This is a genomic window from Variovorax sp. 20P10.2.4 (assembly GCF_058244205.1).
The window spans coordinates 15,216-27,963 of record NZ_JBZAYE010000004.1; the positions used below are offsets into that span (position 1 = coordinate 15,216).

At 65.1% G+C, this 12,748-nt stretch carries 10 protein-coding genes; 9 read left to right on the plus strand and 1 reads right to left on the minus strand.

Features of this window, described 5'->3' with window-relative positions; genetic code table 11:
• Nucleotides 1–58 precede the first annotated feature (58 nt).
• The 7 genes from AC27VN_RS00945 to AC27VN_RS00975 all read left to right on the plus strand — a co-directional run bounded on the left by AC27VN_RS00945 (nucleotide 59) and on the right by AC27VN_RS00975 (nucleotide 7,551).
• On the plus strand, nucleotides 59–685 hold the full coding sequence (locus AC27VN_RS00945) for a TetR/AcrR family transcriptional regulator (RefSeq protein WP_490875286.1): 627 nt from the start codon (nucleotides 59–61) through the stop codon (nucleotides 683–685).
• Nucleotides 682–1,446, plus strand: coding sequence for a winged helix-turn-helix transcriptional regulator (locus AC27VN_RS00950; protein ID WP_490875287.1), 765 nt, complete (start codon nucleotides 682–684; stop codon nucleotides 1,444–1,446). Before AC27VN_RS00945 ends, AC27VN_RS00950 begins: the two co-directional genes overlap by 4 nt.
• A gap of 33 nt (nucleotides 1,447–1,479) precedes the next feature.
• Nucleotides 1,480–2,370: a response regulator transcription factor gene (locus tag AC27VN_RS00955; RefSeq protein WP_490875288.1), complete on the plus strand. Its 891-nt coding sequence runs from the start codon at nucleotides 1,480–1,482 to the stop codon at nucleotides 2,368–2,370.
• A 119-nt stretch (nucleotides 2,371–2,489) separates the two neighbouring features.
• Complete coding sequence (locus tag AC27VN_RS00960) at nucleotides 2,490–3,023, plus strand: fimbrial protein (RefSeq protein ID WP_296783135.1); 534 nt, start codon at nucleotides 2,490–2,492, stop codon at nucleotides 3,021–3,023.
• Nucleotides 3,024–3,192: 169 nt separating this feature from the next.
• Nucleotides 3,193–3,975, plus strand: coding sequence for a fimbrial biogenesis chaperone (locus AC27VN_RS00965; protein WP_490875289.1), 783 nt, complete (start codon nucleotides 3,193–3,195; stop codon nucleotides 3,973–3,975).
• A 10-nt stretch (nucleotides 3,976–3,985) separates the two neighbouring features.
• Nucleotides 3,986–6,547 (plus strand): fimbria/pilus outer membrane usher protein, encoded by a 2,562-nt coding sequence (locus tag AC27VN_RS00970; protein WP_490875290.1) that lies wholly within the window; start codon nucleotides 3,986–3,988, stop codon nucleotides 6,545–6,547.
• Nucleotides 6,544–7,551, plus strand: a complete 1,008-nt coding sequence (locus AC27VN_RS00975; RefSeq protein WP_177239509.1) for a fimbrial protein — start codon at nucleotides 6,544–6,546, stop codon at nucleotides 7,549–7,551. Before AC27VN_RS00970 ends, AC27VN_RS00975 begins: the two co-directional genes overlap by 4 nt.
• Before the next feature lie 28 nt (nucleotides 7,552–7,579).
• Here the strand turns inward: AC27VN_RS00975 and AC27VN_RS00980 are convergent, their stop codons facing one another.
• Nucleotides 7,580–9,181 (minus strand): phospholipase D-like domain-containing protein, encoded by a 1,602-nt coding sequence (locus AC27VN_RS00980; protein ID WP_490875291.1) that lies wholly within the window; start codon nucleotides 9,179–9,181, stop codon nucleotides 7,580–7,582.
• A gap of 212 nt (nucleotides 9,182–9,393) precedes the next feature.
• Here AC27VN_RS00980 and AC27VN_RS00985 point away from each other — a divergent pair, with 212 nt between their 5' ends.
• Nucleotides 9,394–11,505, plus strand: coding sequence for a TonB-dependent siderophore receptor (locus AC27VN_RS00985; RefSeq protein WP_490875292.1), 2,112 nt, complete (start codon nucleotides 9,394–9,396; stop codon nucleotides 11,503–11,505).
• A 52-nt stretch (nucleotides 11,506–11,557) separates the two neighbouring features.
• Nucleotides 11,558–12,748, plus strand: coding sequence for a PepSY-associated TM helix domain-containing protein (locus tag AC27VN_RS00990; protein WP_490875301.1), 1,191 nt, complete (start codon nucleotides 11,558–11,560; stop codon nucleotides 12,746–12,748).

Genomic DNA, 12,748 nt, shown 5'->3' on the forward strand with positions numbered 1-12,748 from the left:
AACAGATTCTGTCTGTTCAGCATGCGTCGAAAGGATTCAAGTGGTACAGGAAACAGGGATGAAGCAAGCGGGCGGTGCGCACGATGAAAGTTCATCGCGCAACCGCATTCTTTCGGTGGCGGCCATGTGCTTCGCGCAGCGTGGCATCCGGGCCGTATCGATGGTCTGCATCTGCGATGCGGCCGAAACGAGTCCTGACGAGATTCGTCGCCACTTCGCGACCAAGGACGACATCGTGCTGGCCTTGCTCGACCGTCTGCAGGGGCTGGGGCTCGGCAGCCTGACGGAGCTCACCCCCGAGGCCGTGGCGGCCTTCGTTTGCGACCGGATGCGCTGCTGGCGCTCCACCGGCGCGGCAAACGCGGCATTCATGCTGGAAGCGGTCGCGGAGGGCACACGCCGGGCACGCGTGGCCGGCGCCAACGCGCAGGCCGTGATTCGCGAACGCCAGGCGCTCGTCGCCCTGTTGCAGGCCCGCCTGCGCCAGGCCAACCGCTCTTTGCCCGAGGCGGAGATTCGCGGCCGGGTGTTTGCGTTGCAATGCTTCGTCGAAGGCGTGGTGCTGCGCGCGTCGCGCGAGCCTGACATGGACCTCGATGTGGTCCGCGAAAGCGTCCGGCGCTTCGTGGCCGAGCTGGTCCCGAGCTCCGAATCGGCGGCGCCGGCGCCTGGAGCGTACGCATGAGCCCGACGACGAACGCCGGGCTCTCGAACCCGGGATCCATCTCCTCGCTGGCGCTGGTCTTCGGCGACGACCGCAACCGAGGTGCGTTGCGCGATGCGCTCGATTCGCAAGGGTTCGCCTCGGCGGCCTTCGATTCGGTGCAGAACCTGTGGGATTCGCTGTCCTCGGGCCGCCGCTACGACGCGCTGATCGCCTGTGCCGACAAGGCGTGGAGCCCGCGGCGCTGGGTCAACCTGCGCAGCATGGTGAAGCTGCCGATCCTCGTGGTCGTCTCGCGCGATGCCCTGGAGCTCGCGTCCACCTTCGACGACGAATCGATCAACGGCGAACGGATCGAGTTCGCCACGGCGCCGGTGGACGGTGCCGAGCTGGCCATGCGCCTGCGGCTGCTGCACTCGCGCAGGAACGGCACCAGCGCGCCGCCGGTCGAGGAAGACCTGATCTGGGGCAGCTTCCATTTCAAGCGGCAGGCGCGCGTGGTGCTGGTCGATGGCGTGGAAGTCCGCCTGCAGCCACGCGAGTTCGAGGTGGCGCTGATCCTGTTCCAGAACCTCGGCAAGGTCATCGGCCGCGCGGAGATCGAAGCGCAGCTCTTCGACCGGCCCGCCAGTCCCGGTTCGCGGGTGCTCGACGTGCACGTGACCCGCGTGCGAAGAAAGCTTTCGCTGGGGCCGGAGAAGGGGGTGAGGCTGTTGACGATCTATGGGGTCGGCTACCGCCTGGTGGCCCTGAATCCCCCCTCGGAAGCGCGGTCAGGGTGACGGTATTGGTGTTTTGCAGACACAGGAGACAGTATGTTTTGGCAGGGTTCCATCTCTCGTGGCTTTCATGGCGGTCATGCGCGCGCGTTGTCGCGCAAAGCCGAAATGCCCCAGAGCGACAAATGGAGTGTTTCGAGGCACCGCATCGAGATGGACTCCGAAGAAGAGCGCTGCGCTGAGCAGCCATTGCAGATTGCGCTGCTGGGCGACGATACGGCACAGGCCGAGGCGCTCGCCAGCTTGCTCGTGGACCTCGGCTATTCGATTCGCACCATGGCGCTCGACGTTCATTCCGTCGAGAAGGACGACACGGGAAATGCCGGCCTGTTCGTCCTCGACCTGCACCGTTTCTCCGCCGAGAAGGCCTGCCTGTTGATCGAGCGTATCCGTGCGCGGGTCGGTGACCTGCCACCCGTTCTGCTTCTGAGCACGGAACTCCGTGAAGACGTCATCGCCACCCTGTATGCGGCCGGTGTCGACGATGTCCTGCCGAGGCCCGCGCATCGCTCCGTGTTCGCGGCGCGCATCCAGGCCCTGGCCCGGCGCGCCTATCCGCACCTCGAGCTCCCCAGCGATGTATTGCGCGTGGGTGTCTATGCCATCGACCTTCCCGCCCGTCATCTCTGCCTGTACGGCCAGCCGGTCAAGTTGTCGCGTCGGGAGTTCGATCTGGCGCTGTATCTGTTCCGCAATGTCGGCAAGCTCGTCACGCGAACCATGCTCGAAAAGGCCATCTGGGGCCGGGAACTCGGTATCGATTCCAAAACGCTCGACACGCATATCTACCGATTGCGCGTCAAGCTGAAATTGCAGCCCGAGAACGGGGCGCAATTGGCAAGCGTCTATGCGCAGGGATTCCGACTGGTGCGTGTCGTGACATCGAGTGGCGATCGATCGCAGTCCGAATTGCCAGTCATACCTTAGTTGCAATATTGAACAATTGTCAAAGTTCAATTTTTGACGTGTTTTTCCTGAATAGACTTCGCTCCGCCATCTCGGCACTGGTCTCTTAATTTATCAATCCAATTCCCTAGGAAATACAAATGAATCAATTCACGGTCGCAAAGATCGTCGCTGTCGCCGCGTTGGGTGTCGCCGCCCAGAGCGCTTTCGCGATCGATGGCACTGTCAACTTCAAAGGCAAGATCATCGAGGCGCCTTGCTCCATCGCTGGCGAGAGCAAGAACCAGAACGTGGAACTGGGCACCATTTCCACCGCCTACATGGCCACCGCGGACGGCACCAAGTCCACGCCGGTGCCGTTCGTGATCAAGCTGATGAACTGCGGCGAAACGGCCACCGGCGCCACGGTGACGTTCAGCGGACCGCCCCATGCCGACAACTCCGCGTATCTGGCCGTCGGCCTGGGCGAAACCGACCCGGCGGTCGGCGTCGGCATCGAAGTGCTCGACTCCGCCGGCAGCCAGATCGCGAACAACGCGGCGTCCGCCAACTACAGCCTGGGCAAGGGCGACTTCTCGCTGCAGTTCAAGGCTGGCTACGTGACGACCAAGAAGGACACCGTCAAGAGCGGTTCGGCCAACGCCGTCGCGAACTTCACGATCGCCTACAAGTAAATCCGGAACCCGTCCGGCGGCAGCCGGATGGGATGTTCCAACCGGATACGGCCCGCTCCTTCACGGGCCATTTTTTCCCTCTTCTTCTTTCTTCTTCTTGGCGCCGGACCGGCTCGCCGCGCACCTGAGGTGCGTCACGCGCCGCCTGGATTGCGCATCGGGGAATTCCATGCTTTTCAAAAACGCGCTGCGCTCGGCAGGTGTCACGTTGATGGTAGTCGGCTTGCTGGGTGTGCATATCGCGCCGGCCGATGCCGCCGTCATGCTCGGTGGTACCCGCGTCATCCTCAACGAGAAAGACCGCGAAGCATCGATCTCGATGAAGAACGAAAGCGGTTCGCCGTATGTCGTGCAAGCCTGGATCGATGCCGGCGAAGGCAAGAACAAGACACCTTTCCTGGTCACGCCGCCTCTCTCGCGGCTGGACCCCGGCGTGGAAAACATTCTGCGCGTACTGCGCACATCCAAGGATCTTCCCGCCGACCGCGAATCGGCGTTCTGGCTCAACGTGAAGGAGATTCCCGAGAAGGCGCAGGAAGACAACGTGCTGCAGATCGCGGTGCGCACGCGCATCAAGCTGTTCTATCGGCCCACGGCCCTGCGCGATGGCGATCCGGCGGCCGCCCGGAACCGGTTGAAGTGGGCCATCGTGGCGGGGCAGGACGGCAAGGGCGCCGCATTGAAGATCGTCAATCCGACACCCTATCACGTCACCTTCACCTATCTCCATGTCAATGGAAATCAGCAGGAGATCAATCCCGACATGTTGCCGCCGATGGAGGAGCGCATCTATCCGCTGAACAACATCACGGAACCGCAGGCTGTTTCCGTGAAGTTCACCACGATCAACGATTTCGGCGGGCAAACCCCTCAGGAAAGCGTCCGCGTTCCCGCGGCGAACGAGCCCGTGGAACTCCAGCCTCAAGCCGCGGCAACCGACAAGCGGCCATGACGTCACGGAGATGAATGTCGTGAGTGCCTACGTCCCCCCTCGAAATGTTCGAAAGCACGCGCTTTCGGCCATTGCGCTCGCGCTCGTGGCACACGCCGGCCATGCGCAGAAGCCGAAGGAAAGCATCTTCAACGAGAAATTCCTGACCATCAACGGCGACCAGGCGAACGCCGATCTTTCGATGTTCTCGTTCGGCAATCAGGTGATGCCCGGCGTCTACATGGTCGAAATCATCCGCAATGGCGCCCCGCTGAGCAAGGTGGAGGTCCGCTTCGATGCGGTGGAAGGAAAGCGCGATGCCGTGCCCTGCCTCACGGTGGACCTGCTGCGCAGCTCGGGCGTGAACGTGGAGGTCTTCTCCAGCCTGTCGACGCTGCCGCCCGAAAGCTGCGTCGACCTGAACGCCGCGGTGCCGGAGGCCACGGCCACCTACGACGCAGGCCAGCAGCGGCTGCTGCTGAGCATTCCCCAGGCGGCCCTGAAGCGCTCGGCCCGGGGGGCCGTCGAGCCGTCGAAATGGGACCATGGCATCAGTGCCGCCATGCTGGACTATCAGCTCAGCGTGTCGCGCAACCATGGATCGAACAGCCTCTCCTATCGAGGGCCGACCTCGACCGGCGCCTTCGGCGGCGAGAAGGTCGAGCGCAACACGTTCTACGCCTCGGTGCTGGGAGGGTTCAACCTTGGCGATTGGCGTTTTCGCCACCGCTCCAACTACGACCGCGGCTTCGACGCCAAAGGGCGCTGGCAGGCCGTCCAGACGTACGCGCAGCGCGATCTTCCTTCGATCGGCGGCCAGCTGCTGATCGGCGATGGCTTCACATCGGCCGAGCTGTTCGACGGCTTCCAGTTCCGAGGCGTGCAGGTGGCCTCGGACACCGCCATGCTGCCGGACAGCCTGCAAGGCTATGCGCCCACCATCCGGGGCGTGGCGCAGACCAATGCCCGCGTCACGGTGAAGCAGAACGGCTACATCATCTACAACACCTACGTCGCGCCCGGCCCTTTCGCGCTGGACGACCTGTACCCGACTTCATCGGGTGGCGACCTGGAAGTGACGATCACCGAGGCCGATGGCCGCGAGACGCGCTACATCCAGGCCTTCGCCGCGGTGCCCACGCTGCTGCGCGAAGGCACGTGGCGCTACAGCGCCACCGCGGGCCAGTTCCGCAGCGGTGACGAGCGCTACAGAGGCAACGCCGAGCGCCCCTATTTCGTCCAGGGCACGCTGGCGCGAGGCTTGCCGAAGGATTTCTCCGTCTATGGCGGCGCCACGCTGGCGCGCGGCTATCAGGCCGGGATGATCGGCTCGGGCAAGAACATGTATGGCCTCGGCGCGGTGTCGCTGGACCTCACGCATGCCCGAACCGAAGGCCAGGGCGACCAGACCCTCAGCGGCCAGTCGCTGCGGGCCCTGTATTCCAAGACGATCGATGACACGGGCACCACGTTTCGCATGGCCGGCTACCGTTATTCGACGAGCGGCTTCCGGACCTTTTCCGAATCGGTCGAGATGCGCTATGCAGCGGAGAACCAGTTGCCCTTCTTCAATCGGCGCAGCGAGGTGCGGCTGGACTTGGCGCAGCCGTTGGGAGAGTGGGGCTCGTTCTACGCGTCGGCCCGGCAGCAGAGCTACTGGGGCAGCGACCGCAAGGACAAGCTCGTGCAGGTCGGCTATTCCGGCAGCTACGGGCGGGTGGGCTACAACATCTTCTACAGCCAGGTCTCCAACCTCCGGGGACCGGCCAATCGCCAGGTCATGCTGACGCTGTCGATTCCGCTCGGATCGAACGTCAATGCGAGCTACGCCGTCTCGCGCAACAACCAGGGCCGTGTCACCCATCAGGCGGGGGTTTCCGGCAGCGCATGGGACGACTTCCGCCTGACCTACGGCCTGACGGTGGACCGCTCCAACGAGGACGGATCGAATGGCAGCGCGAACCTGAACTACAAGGGACGCAGCGGCCAGGTGAACCTGAGCCACAGTCAGGGCCAGGGCTATGGCCAGACCAATATCAGCGTGGCGGGCGGCCTGGTGGCGCATGGCGAAGGCGTGACCTTGTCGCAGCCCCTGGGCGAAACCATCGCGCTCGTGCGTGTTCCCAAGGCCTCGGGCGTGGGCATCGAGTCGCAGTCCGGCGTGAGCACCGACGGCTCGGGCCATGCCGTCGTGCCCAATCTCACGCCCTATAGAAACAACCGCCTCGCACTGCTGACACAGGACCTGGACGACAAGGTCGAAGTCAAGCATGCCGCGCGCGAGGTCGTGCCCACGCGAGGCGCCGTGGTGCTGGCGCCGTACGAGACCTCGGTCGGCTATCGGCTGATGTTGACGCTGACCAATCCGCAAGGCCGGCCGCTCCCCTTCGGCGCGCGCATCGACAACGAGGCGGGGCAGGAAGTGGGCGTGGTCGGGCCCGAGGGCCAGGCCTACGTGACCGGCGCGGGTGAGACGGGCACCTTGAAAGTCATCTGGGGCGACCGTGCCGGCGCGCAATGTCAGGTCAGCTATCGCGTACCTGCTCAGGACGTTGCGGCGCCCATCCACGAAATGAAGGAGATCTGCCGATGAGCGCGCTTTATCGTTGCTTTCTCGGGTTCGGTGCTCTGGCGGGGTTGAGCATCGCGTCGGGCAGTGCGTTCGCGAACTGCGAATACAGCACCAACATGAACAAAGGCGCACGCACGTTCAATGTGTCAGGAACGACCACCGCATTGCGGACGGCAAAGGTCGGTGAGACCATTTTGAGCAGCAATGTCATCAAGTTTTCAAGCTATCCATTCTGGATTGGTCAGTGCAATAAAACGGCCGCGGGCGTTCGTGCCGTGCTTTCACCGCTTCGGGGCGCACTGGTGCCTGGACTGTCTCCCCCGACGTACTCGACCAATATCGACGGCATCGGCTACAGAGTGAAGATAGCGGGAAGCAATATCGATCTCAATGACACCTACACCGGAAATTGGCCGACCACTACGTCATCCGTTTATATCGGATGGACAGGAGTGATCATCGATTTGGTCAAGACGGCGCCAGTCGTCGGAAACGGGTTAATTGCTGCCGGCGAATATGCTCGTTTTCATACAAGGGGGGACTCTACGCAGCAGTGGTTCACCGCGAACATCGGCACCGTGAGGATCCTCGCGCCCACCTGCCAGATCACCACGGCGACGCAGAACCAGACGGTCTCGCTGGGGGATGTGCGAATGAATCGCTTCTCGGGCGTGGGCAGCACGGCGGCGGAAAAAACTTTCAATATCGGCGTGGCTTGCGATGTGTCGGAGCATCAGCAGGGCAATACCGTGTCTCTGATCCTCGAAGGGACGGCGGATCCGTCGGAAAAGCCTGGCGTGCTCCAGCTCTCTTCCGATGCCGACAAGGTCGCCGTCGGCGTGGGTATACAGATACTCGACGGCAAGACCAACACGCCGGTGAAATTCGGCCAGCCTGTCGCGATCGGCAATTCCGCGGCTGGCACGATCGACATGCCGTTCAAGGCGCGCTACTACCAGACGGCCAAGGACATCGTCCCCGGTCAGGCCGACGGCATGGTCACGTTGACGCTGGCCTACAAGTAAGCAGGGGCGGCCGGCTCGCGCGGCAACTTCACAGCTGATCCGTCGGCACGAACCACGAGAACAGCAGCAGCTGAAACCGCGTCAGCATGCTCGAATCGGGCTCGCTGTCGAGCACCTCGTTGTTGACGTCCCCCGTGCCGATCCACTGCACGTTCTCGCCATCGGGCTTGAGCACGACGCGGTAGACGCCCTCGATGTCGTCGAGCTGGTAGGCATAGAGCAGGGCCTGGGTCAGGTCGAAGCTGCGCACGCGCACGCCGAACTCGGTGTTGAGCAGGGCCGAGCGCGGGTCGAGGTTCATGGAGCCCAGCATCACCCATTCGCGGTCGATCAGCGCGAGCTTGGCATGCAGCCGGCCGCGCGCCTTCTTCAGCAGGTCGCGGAACTGGCCGCTGCGCTTGAGCTGCTGGGTACTGACCTCGTAGAGCTCCACGCCGAGCTTGAGCATGTCGACGCGGTAGCGGTTGTAGTTGATGTTGACCAGCGGCTCGTCGCTGTCGGCCAGCGAATTGGTGATCACGCTGACCTGCACGCCGCGTCGGCGGCCTTCGCGGATGCGCGCCATGCCTTCGTCGCCCGGGATGAAGTAGGGCGAGATCACGAGCACGCTCGAGCGCGCGGTGGCGGCCAGTTCGTGGAAGCGCTGCGCCACCGATTCGGTGGGGTGACGCATCACGCCCAGCGCCTTGTTCGGGCTGTCGGCGCTGGCGTGCGCGTCGGCGCGCATCCATTGCAGGGTGGGGATGTTCAGCAGTTGCAGGCCCAGCGGCGGATCGCCGAGCACGTCGCCGTCGCCCGGCGGATCGGGCCAGGGCGCGAAGCGCAACGAGGTGGCGGTTTCGAAATCGGCCTTCAACACGGCGGACGTGCGGTGGTTGATGGCCACGGTCTCGATCGGATAGACGACGTCGCTGTTCCAGTAGGTGTCGAAGACCGCGGCCGATTCGGCCACCACCGGGCCGGCCATCAGCAGTTCGAAGTCGATGAAGTTGGCGACTTCGCTGCGCAGGAAGTATTCGTCGGCGAGGTTGCGCCCGCCCGCGATGGCGATGGCGCCGTCGGCCACGAACAGCTTGTTGTGCATGCGGTGGTTGAGCCGCCGGAAGTCGCCGAGGAACTCCATCCAGCGCGTGGCCGAGTGGTCGCGCGCATTCACGAAGGGGTTGAACAGCCGCACCGAGGCATTCGACTCGGCCGCCAGGCCGAGCAGCAGCGGGTCCATGCCGGAGGTATAGAAGTCGTCGAGCAGGAGCCGCACGCGCACGCCGCGGCGCGCGGCATCGCGCAGTTCGCGCAGCAGCAGGCGGCCGGTCTTGTCGTTGCCGAGCTGGTAGGTCTGCACGTCGAGCGAGCTCTGCGCGCGGCGGATCAGCTCGAGCCGCGCATCGAGCGCGAACGAGGCCTCGATCAGCGGCCGCACGCTCGACAGCCCGTCGCGCGGCGCGTCGAGATGGGCCGCGGCGCGGCCGAGCAGGGTGGCATTGGAGGCCGGGATGGCGAGCACCGGCGTGTCGGCGGCCCGCGGCGGCAGGCCGGCACAGCCCGCGAGCACGAAGGCGGCCGCCAGCGCGAGCAGCCATGCCGCGGCGCCGCGCAGGGCGAGGAACCGGGAGGCGAGGGTGGTGTGCATGACGGCGGACGCGCGAATGTTGCAGGGGCGGCGGACGAAGCTTGACGGGACTATCCCGCGGCTGGCGCGCGCCGATGCTAGCTGTGTTGCGCCGAAACCACGAGTCGCAAGGTCAGGCGGCACCCCTTGGATCCACCCGGATTTGGCGGAAATGTGAATTATTCCGTTTTAGAATGAGAATGGTTCTTAATATCTAGAGGAGTGGAGTCGGAATGGCGGTCTTGTTGACGCAGCGCAATGCCTTGGCGCTGATGGGGTGTCTGGCGATCTACGCGAACCAGCAGGTGCTGGCACAAACGGCCGCCACGACGGCACTGCCCGAAATCCGGGTCGAGGCCCCGGCCGAAACGGCGACCACGCCGGTGAACGGCTACCGCGCGAGGAATGCGGCGACCGCCACCAAGACCGATACGCCGCTGGCCGAAACGCCGCAGTCGGTGACGGTCGTGACCCGCGACCAGATCCTGGACCAGGGCGCCACCAACCTGCAGGATGCGCTCACTTACGCGGCCGGCGTGCGCTCCGATGCCTACGGCCTGGACTCGCGCTCCGACAGCTTCCTGGTGCGCGGCAGCGATGCCTCGGTCTACCTCGACGGGCTGCAGCTCTTCTCCGCGGGCTGGTACACCGCGACCGCGCGGCCCGATCCCTACACGCTCGAGCGCCTCGAAGTGCTGCGCGGCCCGTCGGGCATGCTGTTCGGCGCCGGCACGGCGGGCGGCGTGATCAACATGGTCAGCAAGCGGCCGCAGACGCAGGCCGCGCGCGAAGTGGGCGTGCAGTTCGGCTCCTGGGGCCGCAAGCAGATCCAGGCCGACCTGACCGGCCCGCTGACGGCCGATGGCGACTGGTCGTACCGCTTGGTGGCGCTGCAGCGCAAGGCCGACACCCAGGTCGACTACGTGCCCGACGACCGCACGCTGGTCATGCCCTCGCTGACCTGGCGCCCGAGCGCCGCCACCTCGCTGACCCTGCAGGGCCTCTACCAGAAGGACAAGACCGGCAGCACCTCGCAGTTCCTGCCGTGGCAGGGCACGATCCTGCCGAACGTCAACGGCAAGCTGCCCGTGAGCCGCTTCATCGGCGAGCCCGGCGACGGCTACGACACCGAGCGCAAGACCTTCGGCTGGCTGTTCGAGCACCAGTTCAACGACCACTGGTCGTTCCGGCAGAACTTCCGGATGTCGCGCACCTACAACGACTCGCACTACCACTATGCGGACTTCTTCTCCATCCCCGGCGGCTGGGGCATGGACCCGATCGGCCAGCGCGTGATCGGCCGCATCAACGACAAGTCGCTGACCTGGACCCGCATGACGGGCATCGACAACCATGTCGAGGGCCACTTCGACACCGGCGCCCTGCGCCACACGCTGCTGGTGGGCGCCGAGTATTCGCGCCAGCGCCAGGACAAGTACGAAGGCTCGGCCTACAGCGCCATCGACGCCTACACCCCGGTCTACGGCCTGGGCTACGTGCCCGTGACCGACCTGAGCTGGAAGCCCCGCACCACGCAGCGCAATGCCGGCGTGTACCTGCAGGACCAGATGAAGCTCGACAACTGGATCTTCGTCGCGGGCCTGCGCTACGACCGCAGCACGGCCGGCACCGAAGGCAGTGCCTCGGAGACCACCACCGCCACCTCGCGCCGGCTCGGCGTGATGTACACGCTGCCCTCGGGCTGGGCGCCCTATCTGAGCTACACCGAGTCGTTCACGCCGCAGGCCGGCACCGATGTCAACGGCCGGCTGTTCAAGCCGCTGCGCGGCGAGCAGGTCGAGGCCGGCGTCAAGTACCAGCCCGCGGGTTCGCCGACCAGCTTCACGGCCTCGGTCTTCTCGCTCAAGGAGAAGAACCGCACCGTCTTCGACAGCACCAACCCGAACTACGGCCGCCAGGTCGATTCGAGCAAGAACAAGGGCCTCGAGCTCGAGCTCAAGACCACGCTCGCGCGTGACCTCGACCTGATCGCCAACTACACCTACATCGAGGTCGATCCCAAGCTCACCGACACGCCGCGCAACCAGCTCTCGGTGTGGGGCAAGTACCGCTTCGCCGTCGGCGGCATCACGGGCTTCTCGGCCGGCGCCGGCGTGCGCTACATGAGCGGCTTCCGCGACATCGAAAGCACGGGCGCGGGCCCGCGCGTGCCGTCGGTGGCGCTGCTCGACCTGATGCTGGCCTACGAGTCGGACAAGTGGCGCTATGCGCTCAACATCAACAACGTGACCGACAAGATCTACTTCAGCACCTGTCTGGCCCGCGGCGACTGCTGGTACGGCACGCGCCGCAACGTGGTCGCCACCGCGACTTACAAGTTCTGAGGTTTTTCGAGCCGCCGCCACACCGAGCCTCGGGGACAATTCCGCCATGTCGATGAACAGCCGAAAGATCAAGACCTGGGCCTGGGTGCACAAGTGGAGCAGCCTCGTGTGTACGGTCTTCATGCTGCTGCTGTGCCTGACGGGCTTGCCGCTGATCTTCCACCACGAGATCGGCCACCTGCTGGGCACCGAGGTCGAGGCGCCGAAGATGCCCGCGGGCACGCCGCGCGTGAGCCTCGATCGCGTGCTCGAGGTGGCGCGCGCGCAGCACCCCGACCGCGTGGTGCAGTTCGCCTCGCAGCCCGAGGACGACGACGGCCTGTGGTTCGTCACGCTCACGCCCACGCCCGCGCCCACCGACGACTTCAAGTCGGTCGCGGTCGATGCGCGCACCGGCGTCATCCTCGCGCAGCCGAAGTTCGACGAGGGCTTCATGTACGTGATGTTCAAGCTGCACGTCGACCTGTTCGCGGGCCTGCCGGGCAAGCTGTTCCTCGGCTTCATGGGCTTCCTGCTGCTGGTCGCGATCGTCTCGGGCGTGGTGCTGTATTCGCCGTTCATGCGCAAGCTCGAGTTCGGCACGGTGCGCCGCGAGAAGCGGCCGCGCCTCAAGTGGCTCGACCTGCACAACCTGCTGGGCATCGTCACGCTGGTGTGGCTGTTCGTGGTCGGCGCCACCGGCATGATCAACACCTGGGCCGACCTGGTGATCAAATACTGGCAGTACGACCAGCTCACCACGCTGCTGGCGCCCTACAAGAACGAGCCCGTGGTCGCCGTGAGCGAGCGCGGCTCGGTGCAGCGCTCCTACGAGGCGGCGATGCAGCAGGCGCCGGGCAACCGGCTGTCGTTCATCGCTTTTCCGGGCACCTCGTTCTCGAGCCCGCACCACACCACCTTCTTCCTGCAGGGCAAGGAGCCCTTCACCTCGAAACTGCTGCAGCCGGTGCTGGTCGATGCGAAGACCGCGCAGGTCACGGCGGCGCCGAAGCTGCCCTGGTACCTCACGGCGCTGCTGGTGTCGCAGCCGCTGCACTTCGGCGACTACGGCGGCATGCCGATGCAGATCCTCTGGGCGCTGCTCGACATCGCGACCATCATCGTGCTGGGCAGCGGGCTGTATCTGTGGCTCAAGCGCGGCAACACCGTGCCCGCGGCGGCTGCCAGGGCGGCCGCCGAACGTCCGCAGCGCGAGGAGGGGGGCGCACCGCAAGCCGATCCCGCGCCCGCATTGAAAGCCTGA